General features: G+C 32.2%; 28 protein-coding genes and 1 tRNA gene. 3 read left to right on the forward strand and 26 right to left on the reverse strand.

Translation table 11 applies throughout. The annotated features are described in order from the left end of the window. Positions 1 to 46 precede the first annotated feature (46 nt). Both GKG00_RS00655 and GKG00_RS00660 read left to right on the forward strand, forming a co-directional pair. On the forward strand, positions 47 to 1,309 hold the full coding sequence (locus GKG00_RS00655; protein ID WP_154253699.1) for a M18 family aminopeptidase: 1,263 nt from the start codon (positions 47 to 49) through the stop codon (positions 1,307 to 1,309). Positions 1,310 to 1,483: 174 nt separating this feature from the next. Then, positions 1,484 to 1,560 (forward strand) — tRNA-Pro (locus GKG00_RS00660). A gap of 149 nt (positions 1,561 to 1,709) precedes the next feature. Here the strand turns inward: GKG00_RS00660 and GKG00_RS00665 are convergent. The 23 genes from GKG00_RS00665 to aroF form a co-directional block, all read right to left on the reverse strand. Then, positions 1,710 to 2,387, reverse strand: a complete 678-nt coding sequence (locus GKG00_RS00665) for a 5'-methylthioadenosine/adenosylhomocysteine nucleosidase (RefSeq protein WP_154253700.1) — start codon at positions 2,385 to 2,387, stop codon at positions 1,710 to 1,712. After that, entirely contained in the window at positions 2,384 to 3,733 is a 1,350-nt protein-coding gene (gene glmM / locus GKG00_RS00670) for a phosphoglucosamine mutase (RefSeq protein ID WP_154253702.1), read from the reverse strand. The genes GKG00_RS00665 and glmM overlap by 4 nt, the downstream gene beginning before the upstream one ends. Before the next feature lie 152 nt (positions 3,734 to 3,885). Beyond that, on the reverse strand, positions 3,886 to 4,086 hold the full coding sequence (locus GKG00_RS00675; protein WP_154253704.1) for a hypothetical protein: 201 nt from the start codon (positions 4,084 to 4,086) through the stop codon (positions 3,886 to 3,888). A gap of 1 nt (position 4,087) precedes the next feature. Continuing rightward, the gene (locus GKG00_RS00680) at positions 4,088 to 5,065 is read right to left on the reverse strand and encodes a CdaR family protein (RefSeq protein ID WP_154253706.1); all 978 of its coding nucleotides are present in this window, start codon (positions 5,063 to 5,065) and stop codon (positions 4,088 to 4,090) included. Further along, complete coding sequence (cdaA, locus tag GKG00_RS00685) at positions 5,055 to 5,897, reverse strand: diadenylate cyclase CdaA (protein ID WP_002835149.1); 843 nt, start codon at positions 5,895 to 5,897, stop codon at positions 5,055 to 5,057. The genes GKG00_RS00680 and cdaA overlap by 11 nt, the downstream gene beginning before the upstream one ends. A 103-nt stretch (positions 5,898 to 6,000) precedes the next feature. Then, entirely contained in the window at positions 6,001 to 6,264 is a 264-nt protein-coding gene (locus GKG00_RS00690) for an HPr family phosphocarrier protein (protein WP_094207460.1), read from the reverse strand. 56 nt (positions 6,265 to 6,320) lie between these two features. Continuing rightward, complete coding sequence (locus GKG00_RS00695) at positions 6,321 to 6,863, reverse strand: ferritin family protein (RefSeq protein WP_094206066.1); 543 nt, start codon at positions 6,861 to 6,863, stop codon at positions 6,321 to 6,323. A gap of 85 nt (positions 6,864 to 6,948) precedes the next feature. Beyond that, positions 6,949 to 7,992 carry a rod shape-determining protein gene (locus tag GKG00_RS00700; protein ID WP_094206067.1) on the reverse strand — a complete coding sequence of 348 codons (1,044 nt, stop codon included), beginning with the start codon at positions 7,990 to 7,992 and terminating at the stop codon, positions 6,949 to 6,951. 8 nt (positions 7,993 to 8,000) lie between these two features. Beyond that, positions 8,001 to 8,480 carry a 2-C-methyl-D-erythritol 2,4-cyclodiphosphate synthase gene (ispF, locus tag GKG00_RS00705; RefSeq protein WP_094207461.1) on the reverse strand — a complete coding sequence of 160 codons (480 nt, stop codon included), beginning with the start codon at positions 8,478 to 8,480 and terminating at the stop codon, positions 8,001 to 8,003. Then, positions 8,477 to 9,172, reverse strand: coding sequence for a 2-C-methyl-D-erythritol 4-phosphate cytidylyltransferase (gene ispD / locus GKG00_RS00710; protein WP_154253708.1), 696 nt, complete (start codon positions 9,170 to 9,172; stop codon positions 8,477 to 8,479). The genes ispF and ispD overlap by 4 nt, the downstream gene beginning before the upstream one ends. A gap of 125 nt (positions 9,173 to 9,297) precedes the next feature. Then, positions 9,298 to 10,401 carry a PIN domain-containing protein gene (locus GKG00_RS00715; RefSeq protein WP_154253710.1) on the reverse strand — a complete coding sequence of 368 codons (1,104 nt, stop codon included), beginning with the start codon at positions 10,399 to 10,401 and terminating at the stop codon, positions 9,298 to 9,300. 24 nt (positions 10,402 to 10,425) lie between these two features. Then, positions 10,426 to 10,908: a CarD family transcriptional regulator gene (locus tag GKG00_RS00720; RefSeq protein ID WP_154253712.1), complete on the reverse strand. Its 483-nt coding sequence runs from the start codon at positions 10,906 to 10,908 to the stop codon at positions 10,426 to 10,428. A 143-nt stretch (positions 10,909 to 11,051) separates the two neighbouring features. Beyond that, on the reverse strand, positions 11,052 to 12,008 hold the full coding sequence (locus GKG00_RS00725; RefSeq protein ID WP_154253714.1) for a 3D domain-containing protein: 957 nt from the start codon (positions 12,006 to 12,008) through the stop codon (positions 11,052 to 11,054). 413 nt (positions 12,009 to 12,421) lie between these two features. Continuing rightward, positions 12,422 to 12,802, reverse strand: coding sequence for a hypothetical protein (locus tag GKG00_RS00730; RefSeq protein ID WP_154253716.1), 381 nt, complete (start codon positions 12,800 to 12,802; stop codon positions 12,422 to 12,424). After that, positions 12,795 to 14,102: a coproporphyrinogen III oxidase gene (locus GKG00_RS00735; protein ID WP_154253718.1), complete on the reverse strand. Its 1,308-nt coding sequence runs from the start codon at positions 14,100 to 14,102 to the stop codon at positions 12,795 to 12,797. The genes GKG00_RS00730 and GKG00_RS00735 overlap by 8 nt, the downstream gene beginning before the upstream one ends. 52 nt (positions 14,103 to 14,154) lie before the next feature. Continuing rightward, positions 14,155 to 15,198 carry a ribonucleotide-diphosphate reductase subunit beta gene (locus GKG00_RS00740; RefSeq protein ID WP_035109109.1) on the reverse strand — a complete coding sequence of 348 codons (1,044 nt, stop codon included), beginning with the start codon at positions 15,196 to 15,198 and terminating at the stop codon, positions 14,155 to 14,157. Between the two features lie 28 nt (positions 15,199 to 15,226). Further along, entirely contained in the window at positions 15,227 to 15,655 is a 429-nt protein-coding gene (gene aroQ / locus GKG00_RS00745) for a type II 3-dehydroquinate dehydratase (RefSeq protein ID WP_154253720.1), read from the reverse strand. Further along, positions 15,636 to 16,847, reverse strand: a complete 1,212-nt coding sequence (locus tag GKG00_RS00750) for a shikimate kinase (RefSeq protein ID WP_154253722.1) — start codon at positions 16,845 to 16,847, stop codon at positions 15,636 to 15,638. The genes aroQ and GKG00_RS00750 overlap by 20 nt, the downstream gene beginning before the upstream one ends. Further along, on the reverse strand, positions 16,844 to 17,095 hold the full coding sequence (locus GKG00_RS00755; RefSeq protein ID WP_154253724.1) for a chorismate mutase: 252 nt from the start codon (positions 17,093 to 17,095) through the stop codon (positions 16,844 to 16,846). The genes GKG00_RS00750 and GKG00_RS00755 overlap by 4 nt, the downstream gene beginning before the upstream one ends. Further along, positions 17,071 to 18,162, reverse strand: coding sequence for a chorismate synthase (aroC, locus tag GKG00_RS00760; protein WP_154253726.1), 1,092 nt, complete (start codon positions 18,160 to 18,162; stop codon positions 17,071 to 17,073). The genes GKG00_RS00755 and aroC overlap by 25 nt, the downstream gene beginning before the upstream one ends. Then, positions 18,146 to 19,342 (reverse strand): 3-phosphoshikimate 1-carboxyvinyltransferase, encoded by a 1,197-nt coding sequence (locus GKG00_RS00765; protein ID WP_154253728.1) that lies wholly within the window; start codon positions 19,340 to 19,342, stop codon positions 18,146 to 18,148. The genes aroC and GKG00_RS00765 overlap by 17 nt, the downstream gene beginning before the upstream one ends. After that, a complete protein-coding gene (aroB, locus tag GKG00_RS00770; protein WP_154253730.1) occupies positions 19,332 to 20,363 on the reverse strand; it encodes a 3-dehydroquinate synthase in 1,032 nt (343 codons plus the stop codon). Before aroB ends, GKG00_RS00765 begins: the two co-directional genes overlap by 11 nt. Continuing rightward, positions 20,351 to 21,352: a 3-deoxy-7-phosphoheptulonate synthase gene (gene aroF, locus GKG00_RS00775; RefSeq protein WP_094204013.1), complete on the reverse strand. Its 1,002-nt coding sequence runs from the start codon at positions 21,350 to 21,352 to the stop codon at positions 20,351 to 20,353. Before aroF ends, aroB begins: the two co-directional genes overlap by 13 nt. A gap of 92 nt (positions 21,353 to 21,444) precedes the next feature. On the opposite strand from aroF, the gene GKG00_RS00780 reads away from it, so the two are divergent. Next, positions 21,445 to 21,816, forward strand: coding sequence for a DUF6483 family protein (locus GKG00_RS00780; protein ID WP_094206082.1), 372 nt, complete (start codon positions 21,445 to 21,447; stop codon positions 21,814 to 21,816). A gap of 30 nt (positions 21,817 to 21,846) precedes the next feature. Here GKG00_RS00780 and GKG00_RS00785 read toward each other — a convergent pair whose 3' ends face one another. The 3 genes from GKG00_RS00785 to GKG00_RS00795 form a co-directional block, all read right to left on the reverse strand. Further along, positions 21,847 to 22,695 carry an aminoglycoside 6-adenylyltransferase gene (locus GKG00_RS00785; RefSeq protein WP_094204015.1) on the reverse strand — a complete coding sequence of 283 codons (849 nt, stop codon included), beginning with the start codon at positions 22,693 to 22,695 and terminating at the stop codon, positions 21,847 to 21,849. 5 nt (positions 22,696 to 22,700) lie between these two features. After that, positions 22,701 to 23,345 (reverse strand): HAD hydrolase-like protein, encoded by a 645-nt coding sequence (locus GKG00_RS00790; RefSeq protein ID WP_154253732.1) that lies wholly within the window; start codon positions 23,343 to 23,345, stop codon positions 22,701 to 22,703. 149 nt (positions 23,346 to 23,494) lie between these two features. Continuing rightward, positions 23,495 to 24,670: an oligopeptide/dipeptide ABC transporter ATP-binding protein gene (locus tag GKG00_RS00795; RefSeq protein WP_154253733.1), complete on the reverse strand. Its 1,176-nt coding sequence runs from the start codon at positions 24,668 to 24,670 to the stop codon at positions 23,495 to 23,497. Position 24,671 lies beyond the last annotated feature (1 nt).

Consider the following 24,671-nt stretch of genomic DNA (forward strand, 5'->3'; position numbering starts at 1 on the left):
TATTAAGTATTTTTATTTTTGGGTATACTATTATTGAGGTGATTTTATGAACATAACAAAAGAATTAATGAGCTTTATCGATAACAGTCCATCTGTTTTTCACGTTATCGATAATTTTAAAAAAACACTGGCAGAAGACGGGTTTACTGAATTAAAATTTAAAGATAATTGGAAAATCGAAAATGGCAAAGGATATTTTGTAACAAATAACGATTCATCAATTATCGCTTTTAAAGGAAGTTCTGATTTCGATAATATCAGATTGATTGGGTCTCATTCAGACAGCCCAACTTTTAGAATAAAACCAAATTCTATCGTAAACAAAGACGGATTTTTGACTTTAAATACTGAAGTTTACGGTGGACCAATACTAAGCACATGGTTCGACCGTCCATTATCTGTAGCTGGGAGAGTTGTTTTGAAATCAGATAATCCTTTCAAACCTGAAATCAAACATATCAATGTAGACAAAAATTTATTGATAATTCCTAACGTTGCAATCCACATGAACAGAGATGTAAATAATGGATACAAATTCAATGCACAAAAGGACACTTTGCCACTTTTAGCATTATCAGAAAAAGATTCAAAGATTTCTTTCGAAGAAATTTTGGCAAGAAATACCGGAATAAATTCAGAAGACATTTTAGATTTTGATTTATTCTTGTACGACAGACAAAAAGGAGAATTTGTCGGAGAAAACGACGAATTTTATTCAGTAGGAAGAATCGATAATTTGGGAATGGCATTTAATTCTATAAAATCATTAATAGATTCAAATGTTACTAATACATTAGCATTAGCTATGGTTTTTGACAATGAAGAAATAGGTTCTTCAACAAAACAAGGTGCAGGCAGCACACTTCTTAGCGATTGTTTCAAAAAAATCGTAGAAGATAACAATAAAAACTTCTATGAAGTATTGCACAATTCTTACTTGATTAGTGCAGACCAAGCACACAGTTTGCATCCAAATTACACAGAAATGGCAGATCCTACTAACAGACCACTAATCAACAACGGCCCTGTTATAAAATACGCGGCAAACGGAGCATATACTTCTGATGCAGTTAGCTCATCAATATTTAAAAAATTATGCTTAGATAAAAATATACCTTGTCAAGAATTCACAAATAGATCAGACAAGAGAGGTGGATCTACAATTGGACCAATCACTGTATCTAACTTGGACATTCAATCTATTGATATAGGAAACGCAATTCTTTCAATGCACTCTGTAAGGGAATTAGGTGGATGTAAAGACAACGAATATATCTATGAATTATTCAAGTATTACTACGAATATTAACAAAATGTAAATTAAAAGTTAAGATTTTTTAATTCTTAGTAAAACGGAGATAAAATATGATTATTAAAAGTAATCTCTTTTATCTCCGTTTATTTATCGATAAATGGATTTGTCATAAATCTAAATCTATCGTATACTAATAAAGTACTTGAGATAAGCAAGTAATAAAAACGTCGGGGTGTAGCGCAGTCCGGTAGCGCACGTGGTTTGGGACCATGGGGCCGGGGGTTCAAATCCTCTCACCCCGACCATAATCACAAATTATATTTGTGATTTTTTTGTTTCCTTTTGTTATTGATATTATGAAAAAATACATCTGTTTTGTACAGATGTATTTTTTTGCCCATTTTTAAGCAAAATAAAAACGCAGGACAAATTCTCATCCATCCTACGCTCTTTTCTACATATTTTTAATCAATACAACTACACTATGTGCAGCCTTCTTTGTTTTTGTTTCTAAATCATTGTAAAATTCATCATCCGCATCGTCATCTGCAAAGTCGGACAAACTTCTTATAACCAAAAACTTCACATCGTTAAGATAACACGTATGAGCAATGGAGCAACCTTCCATTTCCGTTCCCAACGCATGATATTTTTCGAATAATTCTTCTTGTTTTTCGGTCGTTGAGATGAATTGATCTCCAGTTACAATAAGGCCTATCCTGTGCTTCAAATTTTCTTGTGTCATAATCTCATCCAATTTTTTCAATGTTTCGCTATCTGCTTCAAAGGTGTCAGTGTAAGGAATATTGTCGCTAAAAATATCCAAATTTATGTCGTGGTATTTTAATTTGTCCGCAAGTATTACCTCATCAAAAGTAAGAGATTTGTCCAATCCACCGCACACACCACAATTTATTACCAAATCTGGATTGTACATATCGATAATTCTTTGTGTTAAAGCTGCTGAGTTTACCTTTCCAATTCCACAAACGCAATTTATAATTTTCTTGTCTTCAAAATCCGAAACATATATTTCATAGTGATTGAACTTGTCCTTTTTAACTGGCTTAAATTGTTCTCTGAAATACTCTTGTTCACTTTCTAATGCCGAAATAATCGCTATTGTTTTCATATTAGCTCACATCTTTCTTCTATCAAATCTTTTAATTCAATAGCTTTTTTCTCTAAATATTCTTGGTTTTCCCCCTCAATCATAACTCTAATCAAAGGCTCAGTTCCAGAAGGTCTTATCAAAACTCTGCCTTCATCTTTGAATTCATGCTCAAGTTCAGCTATTTTTTTATTGATTACTTCATCATCTTTGTACACTTTTTTGTATTCATTATTAACCTTTGCGTTCACCAAAACTTGTGGGAAACTAGTCATCAATTTGTTCATTTCTGAAAGTTTTTGTTTTGATTTAACAGCTATTTCCGCTAATTTAATCGCCGATAAGATTCCATCACCAGTAGTATTATCTTCTATGAAAATAATGTGTCCTGATTGTTCTCCACCAATAATGTAGCCATTTTTTCTCATTTCTTCAAGAACGTATCTGTCCCCAACTTGTGTTTTGATAACATCCACGCCAATTTCTTTCAAGCTTTTTATAAGACCGATATTAGTCATAACAGTTCCTACAACTGCATTGTTCTTAAGCTTGTTGTTTTCTTTTAAGAAATGTCCAACTGCACAAATAACGTGGTCTCCATCCATTATTTCACCAGTTTCATCACAAGCAATCAACCTATCCCCGTCTCCATCAAATGAAAATCCCATATCAGATTCAGAAATTTTTACCAAATTACTTATAACTTCAGGATTTGTTGAACCGCATTTGAAGTTGATATTCTTTCCGTCGTATTCTGTATTTGTAACAGTCACATCAGCATTTAATCTATTGAAAATAATTGGTGCGATTTCAGAAGTAGCTCCATAACCACAGTCCAAGCTCACCTTCACACCAGTCAAATCCAAATCAACCCTGCTCAAAAGATAATTGATATATGTATCCTTTGCACACTCTTCTTCATAAACTCTACCTACTTTTTCTCCTGTAATTTTTACGTTAATTTCATCTTGATGATCAATCAAATATTCGATTTCTTCTTCAAGACTATCTTTTAATTTGAAACCTTCATTCGAAAAATATTTTATTCCATTAAATTCGTAAGGATTGTGGCTTGCAGAAATCACTATCCCGCAACAAGCATTGTAAAATCTAGTCAAATACGCCACAGCTGGTGTAGGAATTACTCCTAATCTGTAAACATCAAAACCCATGCTAGTAATTCCACTAATCAAAGCTGCTTCCAACATATCCCCAGAAATTCTAGTATCTTTTCCTATAACAATTAATTTATTATCTACATCTTTTAATTTATAACAAGCTGCTCTCGCAAGCTTATAAGCTAATTCAACAGTTAAATCTTCGCCTGCAACGCCTCTTATACCGTCAGTTCCGAAATATTTTCCCATCAATATCCCCCTCTATTTTTATAATCTAATTATAACACATAATGTAAAAATCAATTAAAATGTGTATCTTTTTCAAATAAAAAAACGAGTTTGCACTCGCTTTTTTATAAACATAAAACTTGTAATCGGTAACAAGAACAATGTGTTTATTATTAAATTTTTAAATTTTCAGTTTTATTTGAAAAGTACACACCAATAAAAGATGTGATTGGCAATGAGAAAAATATTACTTGGCTCAGTAATTTTGGAAAATCCGGTGATGTTTCAGCTACTCTTTCCATATAAAATGAAATTACTGTTAGAATTATACCTATTACAATTGTTACCAATGGAATTTCGTTTTTAGTTTTCATATTATTTTTCCAGGACAACTGTTGCTGTGATTCTTCCGTTGGAGCCTTCTGCAAGTACAATTGATTGCGGCAAGTCCAATGTTACATCTACTGTGTTTTCTCCCTCTTTAAAACTTTTTAAATCTATGGCTTTTGTTGTTATATTTGAATGTGATTTTATAATATCATCTTGACCTTTTATCTTTACTGTCGGTCTACTGAATGTAACTTTCTTGACTTTCAACCCGTCTGGAATATTAGTCACAACCGGTTTGATTTCAACATCTTTTTTAAGCAATACATCGATTATTACTTTGCAGCTTTCAGATGATTTTGTCAAGTATGATCTTGTAGTGTCGTCTTTTAAGCTTAGATTAATCGGTAAATCTAAGTTGATATCCTTGTCAATATTTGATTGATCAATTTTAACTGATGCGTAATCAATTGAGTTGAGATACGTCTTAGCTCCAGATACTTTTATATCTTTTGGATCTAATTTAATAGAATCAATTTCTACATTTTCCTGCAAATCTCCTACCTTCATTATTCTTATAGGAAATTTAACAGTATCAACTGTTTCTGTCTTCACCAAAATAGTTTCGTCAGATTGATCTGCTACGTTAACTCCTTGAGGAAGGCTTATCTCTACGGGTAATGTTTCAGAATCAACTTTTATAGATTTAACATCTACAAAAGCTTTTATTTCCGAATTTTTCATTTTAGTGATTGTGTTTCTTCTTCCCTCCACACGCATAGATATTGTAGGAGTTTTCGGCGATATTATAACTCTTCCATTTTCTCTTAACTTATCTACGCCACGATATTCAACGTTTACTACTGGAATATCTTTTGTTACTACAGGGTTTTTATTTCCCATTACAAAAGACCACAAAAATATCGCCAAAAAAAGACAGACTATTTTGATTATAAGATTATTTGAATAAAATCCTTTGAAGTCAATATTTTTTAAGTATGAACTATTCTTTAATTTATCTTTCATCTTCTATTTCCTTTCTGTTGAAAATATAAGAATCTTGATCATTGTATAATTTTGTCAGAATCTTTGTTAGAGTTGGTTCATCAACATATCTGTTGATTTTACCGTGTTCAGCTATTGAAATACCACCTGTTTCTTCTGAAACTATAAGTGCCAAACAATCACTTTTTTCACTCATTCCTATAGCTGCCCTGTGTCTTGTTCCCAATTCCTTGGATATGGATTGTTCTGTGGACAATGGCAAAAAACATGCCGCCGCTTTGATAGTATCATTTTTGATTACAACCGCACCATCATGAAGTGGAGTATTAGGTATGAATATATTTATCAAAAGTTCGCTAGAAATCGCAGAATTTAAAACTGTGCCTGTTTCTACAACGTCTCCAAGACCTGTACTTCTCTCGAAAATAATCAATGCACCAATTCTTTGTCTTGAAAGTGAAAATACAGCGTGTACAATTTCTTCCACGCACTTATCCACTTTTTCTCCTCTGATATCCGCAAATGATTTGGTCAAAATATTACTTCTACCTATTGTTTCCAAAATTTTTCTAAGTTCAGGCTGGAATACCACTATTATCATGATGGCCAAAGCCGTCATCATGTTCTCCAAAACCCAGTTTACAGTGTATAATTTCAACGAATCACTAATTTTTACAAAAATAAATATGATTACAAGTCCTTTTACGAGTTGTTCAGCTCTTGTTTCTTTTATCATCATATATAGTTTGTAAATACAGACCGCAACTATAGCGATATCTATGATATCCAAAAATCTTAGTGTATTGATCATATTAAAAAATTTATCCAAAAAAACCAAATTAATCATTCCCATCTATGCTTCTTTAATTATATGATACCATAAATTATCACTAATTTTTCGCAAAATTAAACGATTATAGCGCTGTTTATTCGTAAAAACATTTTCACACTATATTTTAATAATCTAATCCGTTTTCAATTAATTCGCTTAATTTTTCAAGTGCCAATTGTTCATCTTCACCATCACATCTTAAAATAAGCTCACATCCTTTGTGCGCTGATAATGACAAAATGCTTATAATACTTTTAGCACTGTATGTTTTATTGTCTTTTATGAATTCAATATTAGAATTGTATTTTACTGCTTCATTCAAAAATTTGGATGCAGCTCTTGCGTGAAGTCCTATCTCGTTTGTTATACAAACCTTTTTCTCTACCATAATTTCCTCCAGATTTTAAAAATATAAGCCGGTATTACCCGGCTTATATCAAAAAATTAATATTCTATGAATTTTTCGGATTTGCATCCGCAAATTGGACATGCATCGATTTTTTCAAATCCTATGTATCCGCATACTGGGCATAGTAATATTTCTTCTACTTCTAAGTCTTTTCCACCGTCAACGAATTCTTTTGCTTTTCCGAATCTTTCAGCGTGAACTTTTTCTGCTTCTACAGCAAATCTCATAGCTCTTACTGCTTCTTTTTCTTCTTGCATTTCAGCTACTTCTATGTAAGCTGGGTACATTTCAGTTGCTTCGAAGATTTCTCCGTTTCTAGCCCCTTCTAAGTTTTCAGAAGTGCTTCCAATTCCGAAACCAGCCATGCTAGTTACTGCGAAATCACCGTGAACATCTTTTAATGCATCAAAGTGTAATGCAGCGTGGATTTTTTCAGCGTCAGCTGTAGCATTGAACAATCTAGCAACATTTTTAAAACCGTCTTTTTCAGCTTTATTCCCCCAAATGTTGTATCTGTTTCTTGCTTGAGATTCTCCTCCGAATGCTGATTGTAAATTTGCTTGTGTCATCATTTTCATATCAAAATACCCCCTATTTTATTTTATACATATATTATATCACATCGTTAACAAACAATGAATACAATTTGTAATAATTACAATTTTATCTCATCCTGCTAACAATTACTTTTCTTCTCAAATCCTGATGAGAATCACTGTCTTCTTTTAATTTATCCATCCACATTAATGATTTACCAGTTCCCCTAACAACTGCCGTGATTGGACCATCTACAATCCTAGCGTTCACACCAATTCTTTCAGAAATTAATTTATCCAATCCTTTCAGTAGACATCCACCGCCACTCATGATGATTCCTCTTTCGTAAACATCCGCCGCTAATTCAGCCGGAGTTTGTTCCAAAACTTCTTGAACAGTGTCTACAATTTTATCTATTGGCTTTTTCAATGCAACTGAAATATCTTTTGACGAAACGTAGATGTGCATTGGTAATCCATTTACCAGATTTCTACCTTTGATTTCGTACAACTCTCCATCATCTCTAGGATATGCACTGCCTACATTTATTTTAACTTTTTCTGCAGTAGATTCCCCAATTATCATATTGTATTTTGTTTGGACAAAATCTTGAATTTTTTTGTCAAACTCATCGCCTGCAACAGGAATTGATTTATTAATTACAATTCCTCCCATAGAAATCACTGCCACATCTGTTGTTCCTCCACCGATATCTACAACTATATTACCTCTTGCATCTGTTACATCAATTCCAGAGCCTATAGCTGCTGCTAACGGTTCTTCTATTAGATATGTGTTGTACGCTCCAGCGTATTTTGAAGCTTGAATGACAGCTCTTCTTTGAACTTGTGTGATTTGACTTGGAACACAAATCAAAACTTCTGGTCTGATTAGTGATTTGCCTAAAGTTTTTCTGAGCAAATAAGAAATGATTTTTTCTGTTGAATTAAAATCTGCAACCACGCCATCCTTTAGTGGTTTTTTGGCGACAATATTTCCTGGAGTTCTCCCCAAAATTTTCTTAGCATCTTTTCCAACAGATATTATTTTGGAATTAAAACTATTCATCGCCACAACTGAAGGTTCATTTAATACGACACCTTTATTTGGCAAATACACAAGAACAGACGCAGTTCCCAAATCTATTGCTATTTTTCTTCGAAAATTCATATTATCACCTATAAAGCTTTTTTATTTAATATGCAGACACTGTTAGCTGTAATGCCTTCACATCTGCCTTCAAAGCCAAGTTGTTCTGTTGTAGTTGCCTTGACTGAAATGTTAAAAGTATTAGTGTGCAAATCTTGTGCAATATTTTCACGCATTGTATCAATGTAATCTCTAAGTTTAGGTTTTTGGCAAGAAATCGTAGAATCAATATTTCCAACTTCATAACCCATATCATCCATGATTTCAAAAACTTTCCTAAGCAAAACTCTAGAATCAATGTCTTTGTATTTCATATCAGTGTCTGGAAATAATTTGCCGATATCTCCCAAACAAAGTGCACCACAGATCGAATCCATTATAGCGTGAATCAAAACATCTGCATCACTGTGACCTAAAAGTCCCTTGTCATGTGGAATTTCAACTCCGCCTAATATTAATTTTCTATTTTCAACAAGTTTATGTACATCTAACCCAAAACCTATTCTCATTCGTTTTCTCTCTTTCTAGCAATCAGCTCTCCAAATAGCAAATCTTCTTGTGTTGTTATTTTGATATTGGAATAATCGCCCTTAATTATTTTAACTTTTTTACCGACGATTTCAAGCAAAGATGAATCGTCTGTTACATTTATTTTTTCGTCAAATACTAGTTTGTATGCGTCTTTGATAGACTTATACTTAAATACTTGTGGCGTTTGAGCCATATACAAATGTGCTCTGTTAGGAGTATTAACCACCCTCATGTCATCATCGACATATTTTATGGTATCCTTAGCTCCAACGCTCACCACAAGTCCATCGTAGTCGCCGATAGATTCGATGGCTTCAAGTATTTTTTCACGTCTAATAAACGGTCTTGCTGCATCATGACTTATTATCAAATCACAATTTTCATTTACTTTATTCAAGCCATTGTATGTAGATTTTTCTCTTGTGTCTCCACCGATAGCGATTATGATATCCCTGTAATTTTTATCTTTTATAAAATTTCTTACAAATTCTTCGTCTTCTTCTCTAATTACAAGAATGAATTCCTTGATTTCGTCAATTGTTTGAAACACATCCAAAGTCATCTCCAAAATCATTTTGTCTTTTATTTTCAAAAATTGTTTTGGAATTTTTTTATTCATTCTTTGAGAGGATCCAGCCGCAGTTATAATAGCTGAAATATATTTATCCATATAACACCTCATTATTATTATATCAAAAAATCAATTTAATTAAAAAAATTTGCCATTGCAATAAAAAAGAGAACTACACAAATAGTTCTCTAATAAGTTCAAATAATAAATAAAATATATAACTACTAATCTTTCTCCTCAGATTTCTTTGCAAAAATCATTTTTCCTGCAGAAGTTTGAAGAACACTTGTCACAGTACATTCAATAACTTGTCCCAAATATTTTTTGCCATCTTCAACTACAATCATTGTACCATCATCTAAGTAGCCAATACCTTGATTGTTTTCACGTCCTTCTTTAATGATTGACACATTAATCGGCTCACCCGCTACGAAAACAGGCCTCATAGCATTTGCCAAATCATTTATGTTGAACACGAAAACTTCCTGCAAGTCTGCGACCTTATTCAAATTATAATCGTTCGTAAGTAAATTTGCATTCAATTCTTCTGACATTTTCACAAGCATTGAATCGACTTTGTCAATATTAGGATATCTTTTATCAACCACTTTAACCTTGTCCTTGTACTCAGTTTGCATAGTTTTTAAAATATCCAATCCACGTCTCCCTTTTTGCCTTCTCAAATAATTATCCGAATCTGCGATATGTTGAAGTTCTTCGATGACAAATATTGGAATTATTAAATTTCCTTCCAAAAATCCCGTCTTCAATATATCGATAATCCTACCGTCAATAATAGTAGAAGTGTCTACGATTTTAGGTCTAACTTTGCTATCTTTGCTTGAAAATTTGAGATTTGGTTTTTCTTTGGTTTTGATTCTATCGAAAAATGCAAGAAAATCATCGTGATAATTAAGAGCAAGTTTTGCTCCCAAAAATCCCATTCCAATATAAAACACAATTTCAAAAATAACAGTCAATACAGTTCCTATCCCTGGAATATTTAATTTTAACAACGGTTGTGATATCAAAAAAGCTAATATCAGCCCTACCACAAGACCAATTGTCCCTATAACAATATCGACCAGAGAGAACTTTTTAAGAGAATCTTCAATAGATTCTATCAATTTTAATTCTACCGATATGAATTTCGGAGCCAAAGCATAAAATATGAATCCAAATACGACTGCCGCTATTATCATAGCGACTATCTTAATAATAACACTAGTTGATTTTTCAATAAAATTACTGAAAATAACATTAGTAAATATAATTCCTAAAATAGCTCCGATGATAGATATCAGTATTGACATCCCTCGTCTGAACAAAATATTTCTCCTTTCACAAATATTTTAATCTAAATCGATTAATTCGTTCACCATACTTTCAGCTTCTGATGGTTTAATATTCAAACCACTTGCTATTTCGCTAATAAGCATTTTTCTGGAGGTATTAAGTACTTTCTTTTCAATCATGGATAGGCCTTTTGAAAAATCTAATTCATACAAACCCTTATACACAATAGCAGTTTCTTTTATATCTCCCGTTCTCAATTTTTCGAGATTTTCTTTGTACCTTTTATTCCAATTTGAAGGAAAATCAACTTCGCTATTCTTTAAAATATCTCTTAAAGAATGAATGGTTTCTTCTTCTGCAACAAATCTTATTCCCATATCATTTATCTTATCTACAGGTATCGAGATTTTCATTTCCCCCATTGGCATTTTCAAAATATAATAATCTTTTTTAACTCCCAAGACCTCTTTATTTTGTACTTCGGTAATTATGCCTGCACCGTGCATAGGATAAACAATCTTATCGCCTATTTTAAACATACTATCACCTCACTATATATTATAGCTTAATCACAAACTTAATTCAATAACAAAACTTTTTATTATATCATATCTTATGTATTTGTCAATCAAAAAAGACGATGAAATTCATCGCCTTCATTAATCGTAGTAATAATATTTAATTAATTTAAAATTGTAACTCTAACAGTTCTTCTTCCCCAATTATTGCTTTGAGATTTTGAACCAAACACTAAGTCGATTCTATTTCCTTTGATAGCTCCACCAGTATCTTCTGCTCTAGCGTATCCATAACCTTCAATGTACAATCTAGTTCCTAATGGAATAACTCTAGGATCCACAGCAGCTACACCATATCTAATTGACGTTCCCATTGCAGTTGTAGAATATCCACCATTTTCTGCAGGATCTGAAGTATAAGCAGTAGATCTCATTGTGATAGTTCTTCCTGAAACATTTTGAGGAGCTGATTGTGCTTGTTGTTTTTCCTCCTTAGCTCTTTCTTCTTGTTCTTTTTTTCTTTTTTCTGCAAGTTTTTGAGCTTGGATTTTTCTTTCTTTTGCTAATCTTTTGTCTCTATCTGCTGGAGACTCCTTTGTTGTATTCTTTGCAACAATATAAGCAGTTCTTCCGAAATAAGTAATTCTCAAATTATCTTCATCGATATGACCTTTGATTTCTGAGTCTTTGTCGATTACTCCCAATTCTTTTGCTTCTTTTTCTTTTGAATCGAAAACTTTAGTTTCTTCGTTAACCCATCCTTCAAATTTGTTTGGATCTGGTTTAACTTCTTTTTCTGACAAATATGATTTATAAATAAAACCTTCGAATTTTTTGTCATCTTTTGTGAAATTTACTTTCGCAAAAACTTCTCCGATTTTTTCAACTTTTACATTGTCACCTTGTTCCAATCCTTCGATTATTTTACTATGTTCATTTTCTTTCTTAAACAAATCTGTATCATCATTTATCCAATATTTTTTTGATTGTATATTTTCACTTGATTTTTGTTCTACTTTAACATTATTTAAATCTTTTGCTTGTGAATTTGATGGTACAAATGCTAATAAACTTGTCATAATGACAACCGAAGAATTTAAAATTAACTTTCTAAAATTCATTTGTATCTCCTCTTTCTTTTTTAGATTTTTTTGTGTTTATTTTTTACTACCCGGCTATTTTATTAAACCCAGAAAAATAATTCAAGAAAAAGGAACATATTTTTAACCCTTTAAATGATATTTGTTTTCATTAGAACTCTTTGTATCTATTCGCTCAAATTTTAAAATTGTTAAATGCTTGAAAATTAAGGGTTACAAAAAGGTTACAGCAAATTTTAATTTCATTTGTTAATTGAGTACAACAGTCTAAAATATTTCATTTTTGTAATATTTTAAGTACTTTTGACTAGATTTAGAATAAATTGTCATTATAAAACCAAAAAAATCCCCATGAAAGTTATCCAAAACAAGAAATTTTGAATTACAATCATGAGGACTATGTCATATATTATTCAATTAAAAACATTGATGTTCTACAATTCTCCCAATTCCTTTTTCAATTCATACACTAATTTATTCTCTAGTTTTTCCACATCCATTACGAAATTCATCAATCCGCCGAATAATGATTTGTTGTGAAGTTTCATGTCAACATCCACAAAACTTCCTGAATTTGTATCTCCAAAATCAAAATTCAAATATCCATCTATGCTTTTGGAGTTTAAATCGATGTACATTTTTTCGTTTTCAACGATTTCTTTTATAGTGTAGGTCATTGTAACTCCCAAGTTATCTATTACGTACTGATTTTCAACTCCTGTTGGTTTTGAATTATCTAACAATCTATCTTTTATCGTTTGGAAAATTCTACTTTTATCCGATTTGAATTCTTCTCTTTTCTTTAGTTCACCCATTGATGATTTCCACCTTTCTTTTTATTATTTCGTCTAATTTTTTTGAATAATCTCTTAAATTTTTGTAGTTTGTGTATTTTATTATATCATCTTTTATGATTTTAGAATTAGCAGTCATTCCAAATCCTATTATGCTTTCTATTTCTTCATTGATTACGATATTGTATCTGGAAGGAATATCTCTGCAATATCCGATATTTTCCATATTATTCAGAATATTTTTCTGACGATATAAGTAATACGGACGGTAATTATTTTGAAATGTCCATTTTTTTATCAATTGCATTTGTTTCTCAGCAATATTTTCTTTAAAATTTCCCTTGTCGTATTGTTGTGAGTACTTGCTTCCATTTTTTATCGACAGTGTGTGAAAAGTTATATTATCAGGTTGGAGCTGTCTTAGAATTTCGAGATTTTTTTCTGTATTGTTCACATCATCGTACAATAACCCAAGTATGAAATCCATATTTATCACAAATCCCAAGTTTTTGGCTTGAGTGTACAAATCAAGTAAGTTCTCATTATTTTGAATCCTTCCCATAGCTTTCAGTGCTTTTTCGTTAAAAGTTTGTGGGTTCAAGCTAATTCTTGTCACGTTGTACTTTTTTAACAATTTTAGCTTATCAAAGTCCAAGCTATCTTCTCGTCCAGCTTCAAATGTGTATTCAACCAAGTTTTCTGACACAAAACAGTTTTCAATAACTTTCAATAATTTTTCTAGCATTGTGTAGTCTAAACTAGTCGGTGTTCCACCTCCAACATAAATTGTTTTAATTATGTTTTTGTCGATACTTTTTGAGACTTCGGTTATTTCTTTTAATAAATACCTCAAGTATTCTTCTCTTCTGTCGTTGTTTTTGTAAACAATAGTAGGAAAAGAACAATAATCGCATCTACTTGGGCAAAACGGAATATTGATGTAAATGTTGTAGTTTTTCTCATCAAAATCTAAGCTAGACTGAACTTCGTCTATATCTCTAAGTAATTTCAAATTCTCATCATTAATTAAATACATTTGTTTTAATTCTTCGTCTGTATGATTTTTCAAAATCTTAGAGGGTTTCGTTCCGGTTAATATTCCCCAATCATTTGTATAATTGTATCTTCTTGAAAATATTGTATAGAGTATTCTTTTTAATTCTAATCTTGTAGTAAATGGATAAGTTTTCTCTTTTTTCACGTAATCTTTTCCTACGACAAAATCACTTTCACCAAATTCTAGATTTTGTTTGGAATCAAATATCGTAAAAATATCTATGCACTCTTTTTGATATCTTTTGTCTTCTAATTGTATTTTCATATGCTTAAATTAAATAATCCGGCATTTCCTGTATAAAAATGCCGGGTATATTTTATAAATCGTCTTCTATTATCGCTGACTTAGAATAAGCTGATGGTTTTGCTTCGAAGAAATCTGTTTTGATTTTATTTGGGTCAGAATATTCGCTTACCCATTTCATTGAAGGAATTTCTCTCTCATAACCTGGATAGATAACTCCAAAACCAAGTCCTGTTGATCTCAAATTACCCAAGTATTTGATGTAATCTTCAACCATTTTGATGGACAACCCTTGGATTTTTTCACCGATAACGTATTTTGCCCATTCTATTTCAGCTTCTGAACCTTGTTTTATCATTTCTTTGTATTGGGCATTTTTTTCTTCAGTAAATAATTCTGGACGTTCTTTTTTCAAATCTAAAATCATAGATCTGAACAACCACAAGTGAGTATTTTCATCTCTATTAATGTATCTGATTTCTTGTACAGTTCCTGGCATTTTGCCCATTCTTCCCAAATTATAGAAGAACATAAATCCAGAATAGAAGTAAATTCCTTCCAATATATAATTTGCGATGAGAGCTTTCATGAAGTTTCGTTCGCTTTTTTCTTCAAAAAAGTCGTTGTATTGATCTCCAATAAATCTGTTTCTTTCTAACAAAAACTCATCATCTTTCCATTGGTACAAAATGTCTGTTCTTTCTTCTGGAGAACAAATCGTATCCAAAATATAACTGTAAGATTGTGAGTGAATAGATTCTTGAAATGCTTGAATAGATAAGCACAAGTTTATTTCATTAGCAGTGATGTATGCTTCCAAATTTGGAAGTTGTGCAGTTTGTAAACTATCCAAGTAAATCAAAAACGATAAAATCTTATCGTAAGCAATCTTTTCGTCTTCCGATAAATTTCTGTAATCTTTGATATCTTGATTCAAGTTGATTTCTTCTGGAATCCAGAAGTTATTCATAGCTTGTCTGTACCATTCACTTGTCCAAGAGTATTTTATGTTGTTAAAATCGTTCAAATTAGTAGTATTTCCATTAATTATTTTTCTCTTTGATAATTCAATATCTCCGTGTTCATTAAATAAACCACGTTTTTGTAATTCGTCCATTGCTCCTCCTTGATTTTTCATACCTATATTATATTCTATTTAAGAAAAAATCGATAGCCTCGATATATCCTTCTGCTCCTTTTCCTTTGATAACTTTTTTTGCAAAAAGTGATACATAAGAAAGTTTTCTGAAATCCTCTCTTTCATCTACATCTGATAGATGCACCTCAACTGTGTCTACATCTACAGCTTTCAATGCATCCAAAATCGCAACAGAAGTATGCGTGTATGCTGCAGGATTGATGATTATTCCGTCTGCTTTTTTGTAAGCACTTTGAATAATATCTACGATTTCTCCTTCATGATTCGATTGATAAAACTCTACATCTATTTGATTTTTTGCACAGTATAAGTTTATCTTGGATTCAATGTCTTGTAATGTCAGCTTACCATAAATTTCAGGCTCTCTTATGCCTAGCATATTCAAATTCGGCCCATTAATAATATATAGTTTCATTGAAATCCTCCACGATTAATTTGGCAGTTGTTTTTGCGTTGTAATTGTTGAAATATTTATCACTGAATCTTCGATACAAATAATTTCTGTTTTGTCTAATCTCACGCATAGTATTCGTTTTGTAAATCGGCCTGTTTTTTCTGGATAATTTACTGTTCGGTCTGTCAATCCAATAAACAACTGAATTTTGATGAAGATAATAAAAATTCTTCTTCACAGTTACAGCTCCTCCACCAGTTGCGATAACCAAGTTCTTTTCTTTGGAAAATTCTTCTAAAACTTTAGACTCTATTTTTCTGAAATATTTTTCGCCTTGTACTGCAAATATATCGTTAATACTTCCATATCTTTGCGTGATGATTTTGTCGATATCCACAAGTTTTTTATCAGTGTTTTTTGCGATGATTTTAGCAACTGTACTTTTACCACTTCCAGGCATTCCAACCAGTGCAATATTCATATTTTTCGTTCTAATTTTCTGTACGATATTTTCTACAACATCATCGTCAATTTTTTTAGAAGTAAAAATCTCACACGCTTTGACAGCTTGATACACCAGCATTCGCAAACCATTGTCGTTAGGAATTTTAAGTCTATCGCAATCCATTAAAAGGGAAGTTTTGTTCGGATTATAAATCACATCGAACACAGCTTCTGGCCTGATTTTCCCCAATTTTATAACGGATTTCAAATTGTTCGGATACATTCCCACTGGAGTTGCGTTGATTAGAACGTCGCAGTTTTTGTAATAATCTACATCTTCAAACTTATGCTCACCTTTTCGTGAAATCACTTTAATAGTTCTTGCCTGAAGTCTTTTCGCGCACTCTACGGCTGTTTTGCTAGTCGCACCATCACCTAAAATCACGACTTCTTTACCTTTCAAATCGACAATTCGACTAATCATATACTCCATTCCGTCGATGTCGGTGTTATATCCTTTGATAGTATCAGAAAATTTAATCGTATTTACACATCCGATTTTCTTCGCATCTTCACTCATTTCGTCCAAGTATTTTATGACGTCTTCCTTGTACGGAATAGTTACATTGATTCCATTGATATCCTTTCTTTTGAAAAATTTATCCAAATCATCTTCTTCAAAATATTCGTATTTGTAGTATCCTAATAGTTCGTGAATTTCTTTGGAATAACTATGCTTTAAAGATTTTCCTAATAATCCGAATTTCATTTCAAATTATCCTGAATTTTTTTTGATTCTAGTAAAATTTTGGATTCAACTTCCTTTATATTGTCGCGGTATTTTAAATTTATTTGTTCTATTTTTTCAAAAATTTCCTTTTCTCTCGATTTGTCTTCTGTTTCAATATTATTCTTTGATTTAAAATCTCCAATTTCAGAACAAATCTCAAATCTTTTTTCTAATAATTTGGCGATTTCAGAATCAATTTTATCTATTTCTTTTCTAAATCTTTCCATCCGTACTCCTTTAACAAATCGTAAATCACAAATGCAGTGATTGACTCCATCACGCTTACGGCTCTGATTCCAATGCTTGGGTCGTGTCTTCCTTCAACAGTCAATGTAGTGTTCTTTTTGTTTTTCAAATCAACCGTATCTTGTGTTATTCCAATCGATGCTGGTGGTTTGAACGTAACTAAGGAAATTATCGGCATTCCCGTCGAAATTCCTCCCAGTATTCCGCCATTATAATTCGTTTTTGTTTTGATTTGTTCGTTTTCTATATAATACCAGTCATTTACAACAGATGCATTTGATTTGTCGAATGATTTCCCCAAACCAAATTCAACCGATTTTACTGCTCCAATTCCAAAATAGCTTTGTGACAATCTAGATTCAATCGAATCAAAAAGCGTATCTCCAACTCCCGCTCTCAAATTATACACAACAGTTTCGACACTTGAGCCAACGGAATCTTTTCTTTCTCTCAACTCTTCTATTTTGTCATCAATTTTATCGATTATTTCATCGTTTATTACTTCGATTTTTTTATTATTCAAATATCTGTAGTCTGTAAAGTTTAAATCATCAAATCTTTCGTCTACAATATCTCCCAGTGAATACAGATGGCTGAATACATAGATATCGTGTTTTTTCAATATTTCTTGGGCGATAAATCCTGCCACGTTAATGACTGCTGTCAATCTTCCAGAAAAATGTCCACTTCCATTTATATTGTTGAAACCATTGTATCTAACAGTTGCAGGATAGTCTGCATGTGATGGTCTTGGAGTATTGTAAATATTTGAATAATCTTTTGAGTGATGATCTGAGTTTTTTATAATAAAAGATAATGGAGCACCCGTAGTTGTATCGTCCAAAATCCCCGATACGAACTCAACTTCATCTGATTCTTTTCTAAGTGTCGTGTTGGATTTTCCGGGAGATCTTCTTTTCATGTGTGCTCTCAATCTTTCGTGGTCGATTTTGACTCCTGGATCAATTCCATCAATCACGCCACCAATCATTGAGCCATGCGATTCTCCCCACACGGTTAACTTAACTAATTTACCTATAGTTGACATCGCTACCCAGCCTTTCTATTTCACCAAAAAACGATGGATAAGATTTCTTCACAGCTTGCCAATCTTTTATCTCAACTTCTTTTGTAATTATCGAAGCTATTGCAGCCGCCATTACAATTCTGTGATCATCACAAGAATTTACAACAGCAGGTTTCATTTCTGATTTGTAGATTACGAGATTATCTCCTTCTATCTCGCAGTTTACGCCGAATGATTTTAACATATCGTAAGTTGATTTAATTCTATCCGATTCTTTTAACCTCAATCTTTTAGCATTTTTTAAGACTGATTTGTCGCATTTTTGAGACAAAACCACTGCCAAAACCACAAATAAATCTGGTGTTTGTGAGATATCTATTTCACAGTAATCTCTGTTGTTATTCATTTTTTCTAATAATTCAACTATTTTTCTGTCTGCTTGAACTGAGTCCATGTTTAAGTTCTGAACGTTTATATCTGCACCCAACTCATTTGCACACAAGAAAAACGCTGCGTTTGACCAGTCTCCTTCTACGATAATTTCTCCTGGTGATTTTAAAGCCCCTGGTTTTACGATTACTTTATCAAATAAAATCTCGGAATCTACTCCAAATAATCTCAAACATTGTTGTGTGATTTTGATATATCCAATAGATTCAAGTTGTGATGTCAATTTGATTTCACAGCCACCAATAAGTGGTGCAATCATCATAATCGCAGAAATATATTGGCTGGACACATCTCCCGGAAATTCAAAATCAATTTTATGAAAAGTTCCATCAACTGTAAAAGGAAGTTTATCTTCACTAAAAGTAAGCCCCGATAATTTCAATTGATCCATCAATTCTTTTATCGGTCTATCTTGCAATCTTCCAGTGCATTTTACGTTAGTTTTTTGAGATAAGAAACTCACCAATGGAAGCAAAAATCTCAAAGTTGAACCCGAATCATTTACATTAATATCGGACACATCTTTTTGAAAAAACGAAGGATGAACTGTAACTTCATTTTCGTTTATGTCGATTTCTACTCCTAAATTTCTCAAACAATCAATAGTTGTCATTATATCGTTTGAGAATTCATTAATGATAATTGTTGTATCGGTATCTGCAACACTTGCTAAAATCAAAAACCTGTGCGCAAATGATTTGGAAGATATAGCCTCCACTGTTCCTTGTAAATTGTCCGTTTTAATCTTCATAAATATCACTCAATACCTTCTTGTAATCTGTTTTGTTCATACTCAAAACCGTACAATCTCCGATTTTTTCGGAAACTATCAAACTAATCATGTCTTTTGTGTTTTTCTTATCGCGAAGGCTAACTTCATAGACATCTTCCTCAGAATAATTGTAATTATCATTCAAATTATACATTTTCAAAACTTCCAAGATTCTGTCGTAATCCTTGCTGTATTTTTTCGCCATACACTTCATTCCGAAAGCCACGGCATGTCCATGCATAACATTATAATCGGACAGTTTTTCGACAGCATGTCCCAATGTGTGCCCATAATTTAATAATCTTCTCAAATTTTGCTCCAATTTGTCTTGAAGCACGATATCTTTTTTAATGCTCACACAAATCTCCACAATTTCCGATAAATCGCTTTGTTTAGTGTATCTTTTAGTACTTATCATGTCAAATAATTCTTCATCAAAACAAATCGCGTATTTGATAATTTCCCCGAAACCATCTTCAAACACGTAATCGTCTAAAGTTTTCAACAAAAGTGGATCAATAATGCAAAGCTTTGGATCTTTGAACGCTCCGATCAAGTTTTTTCCAGTTGGCAAATCAATCCCAGTTTTAGACCCTACGGATGAATCCACCATTGACAAAACAGTCGTAGGAATTTGAATGAAATCAATCCCACGCATAAAAGTCGCCGCTACAAAACCAGCCAAATCTCCAACGACTCCTCCACCAAAAGCAATCACAGTGTCATTTCTGTGATAAGACATACTCATGTAAGTCATTATTTTTTCGTACTCTAATAAACTTTTGGAAGATTCTCCTGGTTTTATAACGTAAAATTCATGTTCAATCTCCAATTCATCTAATAAAATATCCAATGTTTTGTGGTGATATTTGTCCACATTTTCGTCAGTAATAACAATCGCCTTTGATTTTATAAAATCTTTCAAATAATCGCGCGATTGATTTAAAGCATCAAGTCCAACTATTAGATCGTAATTTTTGACATTTATTACTGAATACATTGCCTTAATTTCCTTACTTTTCTCATTATTGTTCTAAATCTTTCGCAAGTGACAGATTGTGGCCCGTCGCTTAGCGCATTTTCTGGATCGTTGTGCACTTCAATCATAAGTCCGTCGCAACCTGCCGCAGTCGATGCAAGTGATAGCGGTTCTATCAAAGTGTATTTGCCACTCGCATGTGATGGATCCATTATAATAGGAAGTTGCGACAATTCCTTCATCACAGAAATGGCTGAAATATCCAATGTATTTCTAGTGTAATTTTCAAAAGTTCGAATTCCTCTCTCACACAATACGACATTTTCGTTGCCACCAGTCATAATGTACTCTGCGCTCATTATCCATTCCTTGTAAGTCGCACTCAAACCTCTCTTTAGTAAAATTGGCTTATCTGAATGTCCCAACTCTTTAAGCAAGGAATAATTTTGCATATTTCTAGCTCCAACTTGTAACATATCGACATCGTTGAAATAATCCAAATCTGACAAATCCATTATCTCTGTAATAATTGGAAGTCCAGTTTCTTTTTTTGCTTGGATTAACAAATCGATTCCCTTTTTGCCTAATCCCTGGAAAGCATAAGGCGAAGATCTAGGCTTAAAAGCTCCGCCTCTAAGGATATTTGCTCCGTTTTCCTTCACGCTTTTAGCAATCGTAATAATCTGTTCCTCGCTTTCAACAGAACATGGCCCTGCCATCACGCAGAAATTTCCGTCACCTATTTTTACACCATCGACATCGACAATTTTAGGTTGTGGATGGTATTTTTTATTTGCCTTACTGAAAGGTTCTTCTATTCTAATAACCTTGTCCACAATATCAAAACGTGATATTAGCTTTTCATCAATGCTTGAGGTATCTCCTATTAAAGAAATAATCGTGTATCTATCGCCAACAGTCTCATCAACTCTTACGTTTTGTTCATTTAAAAAATCTATTAGTTTTTTTACTTCCTTTTCGTTAGGATTTCTTTTTAATTTTACAATCATAATTTTCTCCGATAATCTTATTCTATTAATAGTATATCAAAACTGAGAAATTTAGTATAATATAAGTAGAGAAATTTAGAAAGAGTGATAATATGATAGAATCAAACGATTGGCTACTAAAACAAATCAATGTGGTCAGTGAATTTTTGCAAAAATTATTTACAGATATGGAAACAAATAGAAAATTAAATGAGAATGAACAATATCAAAAAGATTCGTTCGAATTTGAAAGATTGTTGGAAAATCTAATCGAAGAAGATAGAATTAACGATGCTGAAAATATTTTGTTCGAAAAGCTAGAAACAAATAATCTTATGTATGCAACAATCGCAACGAGATTTTATGACAAATTAAAAGGACTTTCGGATGAAAAACTTCAAAAATCAAACTACAGTCGTGACGAAATCCTACAAGGATTAAACGATATGTGTGATATGTTTGGTTTGGAAATATTCAAGGGATAAAAAAAGCTGGTTTTTTATAAACCAGTTTTTTTAATCGTATGATCTTTGCCATATATCTCTAATTTTTTGCATTATATCACGGTCAACTCTCTTCGGATATTCATATCCCAGAAGCTCTGCGACATGAAGTCCTTGTTTTCTAAAAAGATCACACGATTTGAACAATGTACTCCACAGATTCTCTATTTCAGGAAGTGGATATGTTTGCAAATATCTTTCGTAATGATCTTTTGGAAGATAAGTCTTGATGTATTCGTAATTGTATCCTATATTAACATTGAAGTCGTAATTACTACCAATATAGTAACCCGTCATTTTATCTACGTTCTCTCTGACATGATAAAACATTTGAATGGCGTAGATTTCTTCTTTTCTGTACAAGCCTTTCGCAACATTTAAAGAATTGATGAACATCTGATTGACTAGTGATTCAAATTCATGCTTAGTTGGCTTTAATTGTCTAAAACAAACATCTGATTTGGTGCTATTTCCAACTAAAACTTGGTCTTTGTCTACTAAAATTTCCGCCTGGCTATCTTCATTAATATAAGCTTGCATCGTGTTTTCCTTAATGAAAAATATTCTGATTTTAGAAATATCATTAAGCACAATAGTGTAGCTTATATTGTGAGGATTAATTTTATTTGTGTAGGTTAATTTGTCAGATTTTTCTAACATTAACACATCACCGAATAAACTTTCAATGAAGTGTGAATCCTTAAACTTTTCAAAATCACTTACTCCGAAAACAAAATGATAATCTGTGTTTTCGTCCTTTTTTAAAGTAGGATTAAGTCTTCTTCCCGTTTCAATAAGACTTCTAACTTCTTCATTTTCTTTTGAAAATTCCATAACCGTATTTTTAATATTATTAACCATTCAAATCACCTATCATTTTGATTAATCACAAATTCATACACATCAATTGGATTACCTGCAACAAAAACCGCATTTTTATATTCCTCTGCATTTCCAAATCCATATCCTGCAGCAATTGCTTTAATATTGTTAAGTCTTGCCCCTTCAATATCGTGATGTCTATCTCCAACCATAATCGATTCCTCTGGATTTATACCAGTTTTATCAATTAAATAAGCTATTACATCTTCTTTTTCAACTCTAGATTGATCCATAGTTGCACCAGCAGTATATGAAAAATATTTCAACAAATTATTATCTGATAAAATTTTCCTAGCTGAAGATTCAACTTTACTTGTAGCCAAATAAATTTTATATTCTTCATCATAAAATTTGTTTATAGTTTCTACAATTCCATCGTAGAGTTCCATTTCTTTCATACCTTTTTTGAAATAATAATCTCTAAAATCTTCAATTCTTTCTTTACATTCAATTTCACTAAAACCCAACTCCGTATAACTGTCTTTTAAAGGTGGACCTATAAAAGATATAAGCTTACTTTCATCGTATTTGAAATTTATTTTATCCAAACTAAACTTAACAGCATTTACAATTCCCTCATAAGAATTCGTAATAGTACCATCAAGATCAAATATTATATTTTTAATCATAATTCCCCTCTCGATTTATTATATCATAGCAAATTTACTGTGGTGTATTTATAAATTAATTTTAACACCAATGATTATTTTATCATATATTTGTTTTTGTGTTTGAATTTTGGGCAAAACAAAACCCCGCACATGGCGGGGAATATAATTTATTTTGTCATTCCTGTTGAATCGATGTTTCTAGCTTGTGCTTCATCATCTAATCTCTTGCCCATTTCTTGTTCAGCTGTTGTTTCTTCAACATTTTCTTGAACTTCAGATTGTGGTGCACGACTAAGTTTAGCATCTTGTTCTTTCATAGCTCTTATACCTTCATCCAATCCTTTATCGAATAAGTGGCAAGCTACAAAGTGTTTATCAGCAATTTCTTGTAGAACTGGTCTATCAGTTTTACAGATTTCCATTGCATAGTTACATCTTGTACAGAATTTACATCCTTCTGGTGCATTAATTGGTGAAGGAATTTCACCTTGTAATTTAACACGTCCTTCGCTTGAAACATCAGGATCTGGAATAGGAATTGCAGAAATCAATGCTTTAGTATAAGGGTGAAGTGGTTGATTATAAATCTTAGTGTTTGAAGATACTTCTACCATACTACCTAAATACATTACGCCTATTCTATCTGAAATGTGTTTTACCATTGATAAATCGTGAGAAATAAACAAATAAGTTAATTTCTTTTCTCTTTGTAATTCAATAAGTAAGTTAACAACTTGTGCTTGAATACTTACATCAAGCGCTGAGATAGGTTCATCACATACGATAAATTCTGGTTTTACTGCTAAAGCTCTGGCAATACCAATTCTTTGTCTTTGTCCACCAGATAATTCGTGTGGGAATCTAGCTCCGTGTTCAGCGTTAAGTCCTACAGTTTTTAATAATTCAGTAATTCTGTTTTGAATATCTTTTTCTTGCATTTCAGGGAAGTGAACTCTGATACCTTCTCCAATGATATCACCAATAGTCATCTTAGAGTCAAGTGATGAGTATGGGTCTTGGAAAATCATTTGAGCTTTTTTCTTGAAAGATTGTTTTTCTTTACCGCTCAACTTTGTGATATCTTTTCCTTCATATATAACTTTACCATTTGTAGGTTCATATAAGTTAATAACTGTTCTTCCGCATGTAGTTTTACCACATCCAGATTCTCCTACAAGTCCGAAAGTTTCCCCTTTATATATTTTCAAATTTACATTTTCAACAGCTTTTAAAGTCTTGTTTTTACCAACTTTGAAAAACTTATCTAAGTTTTCTAATTCAACAAGCACTTCTCTGTTTGAATAATCTATGTTTTTATCTTTAATAACGTTAGTTTCTGACATA

Origin of the sequence: Finegoldia sp. BIOML-A1 (assembly GCF_009678325.1) — a bacterium.
Classification (GTDB): domain Bacteria; phylum Bacillota; class Clostridia; order Tissierellales; family Peptoniphilaceae; genus Finegoldia; species Finegoldia magna.

Excerpts from the sequence above, each read along its gene's own strand:
- GKG00_RS00655 (WP_154253699.1), top strand. The coding sequence starts at position 47 with ATGAACATAACAAAAGAATTAATGAGCTTTATCGATAACAGTCCATCT.
- GKG00_RS00665 (WP_154253700.1), bottom strand. The coding sequence starts at position 2,387 with ATGAAAACAATAGCGATTATTTCGGCATTAGAAAGTGAACAAGAGTAT.
- glmM (WP_154253702.1), bottom strand. The coding sequence starts at position 3,733 with ATGGGAAAATATTTCGGAACTGACGGTATAAGAGGCGTTGCAGGCGAA.
- GKG00_RS00675 (WP_154253704.1), bottom strand. The coding sequence starts at position 4,086 with ATGAAAACTAAAAACGAAATTCCATTGGTAACAATTGTAATAGGTATA.
- GKG00_RS00680 (WP_154253706.1), bottom strand. The coding sequence starts at position 5,065 with ATGAAAGATAAATTAAAGAATAGTTCATACTTAAAAAATATTGACTTC.
- cdaA (WP_002835149.1), bottom strand. The coding sequence starts at position 5,897 with ATGGGAATGATTAATTTGGTTTTTTTGGATAAATTTTTTAATATGATC.
- GKG00_RS00690 (WP_094207460.1), bottom strand. The coding sequence starts at position 6,264 with ATGGTAGAGAAAAAGGTTTGTATAACAAACGAGATAGGACTTCACGCA.
- GKG00_RS00695 (WP_094206066.1), bottom strand. The coding sequence starts at position 6,863 with ATGAAAATGATGACACAAGCAAATTTACAATCAGCATTCGGAGGAGAA.
- GKG00_RS00700 (WP_094206067.1), bottom strand. The coding sequence starts at position 7,992 with ATGAATTTTCGAAGAAAAATAGCAATAGATTTGGGAACTGCGTCTGTT.
- ispF (WP_094207461.1), bottom strand. The coding sequence starts at position 8,480 with ATGAGAATAGGTTTTGGGTTAGATGTACATAAACTTGTTGAAAATAGA.
- ispD (WP_154253708.1), bottom strand. The coding sequence starts at position 9,172 with ATGGATAAATATATTTCAGCTATTATAACTGCGGCTGGATCCTCTCAA.
- GKG00_RS00720 (WP_154253712.1), bottom strand. The coding sequence starts at position 10,908 with ATGTTTAAAATAGGCGATAAGATTGTTTATCCTATGCACGGTGCAGGC.
- GKG00_RS00725 (WP_154253714.1), bottom strand. The coding sequence starts at position 12,008 with ATGAATTTTAGAAAGTTAATTTTAAATTCTTCGGTTGTCATTATGACA.
- GKG00_RS00730 (WP_154253716.1), bottom strand. The coding sequence starts at position 12,802 with ATGGGTGAACTAAAGAAAAGAGAAGAATTCAAATCGGATAAAAGTAGA.
- GKG00_RS00735 (WP_154253718.1), bottom strand. The coding sequence starts at position 14,102 with ATGAAAATACAATTAGAAGACAAAAGATATCAAAAAGAGTGCATAGAT.
- GKG00_RS00740 (WP_035109109.1), bottom strand. The coding sequence starts at position 15,198 with ATGGACGAATTACAAAAACGTGGTTTATTTAATGAACACGGAGATATT.
- aroQ (WP_154253720.1), bottom strand. The coding sequence starts at position 15,655 with ATGAAACTATATATTATTAATGGGCCGAATTTGAATATGCTAGGCATA.
- GKG00_RS00750 (WP_154253722.1), bottom strand. The coding sequence starts at position 16,847 with ATGAAATTCGGATTATTAGGAAAATCTTTAAAGCATAGTTATTCCAAA.
- GKG00_RS00755 (WP_154253724.1), bottom strand. The coding sequence starts at position 17,095 with ATGGAAAGATTTAGAAAAGAAATAGATAAAATTGATTCTGAAATCGCC.
- aroC (WP_154253726.1), bottom strand. The coding sequence starts at position 18,162 with ATGTCAACTATAGGTAAATTAGTTAAGTTAACCGTGTGGGGAGAATCG.
- GKG00_RS00765 (WP_154253728.1), bottom strand. The coding sequence starts at position 19,342 with ATGAAGATTAAAACGGACAATTTACAAGGAACAGTGGAGGCTATATCT.
- aroB (WP_154253730.1), bottom strand. The coding sequence starts at position 20,363 with ATGTATTCAGTAATAAATGTCAAAAATTACGATCTAATAGTTGGACTT.
- aroF (WP_094204013.1), bottom strand. The coding sequence starts at position 21,352 with ATGATTGTAAAATTAAAAAGAAATCCTAACGAAAAGGAAGTAAAAAAA.
- GKG00_RS00780 (WP_094206082.1), top strand. The coding sequence starts at position 21,445 with ATGATAGAATCAAACGATTGGCTACTAAAACAAATCAATGTGGTCAGT.
- GKG00_RS00785 (WP_094204015.1), bottom strand. The coding sequence starts at position 22,695 with ATGGTTAATAATATTAAAAATACGGTTATGGAATTTTCAAAAGAAAAT.
- GKG00_RS00790 (WP_154253732.1), bottom strand. The coding sequence starts at position 23,345 with ATGATTAAAAATATAATATTTGATCTTGATGGTACTATTACGAATTCT.
- GKG00_RS00795 (WP_154253733.1), bottom strand. The coding sequence starts at position 24,670 with ATGTCAGAAACTAACGTTATTAAAGATAAAAACATAGATTATTCAAAC.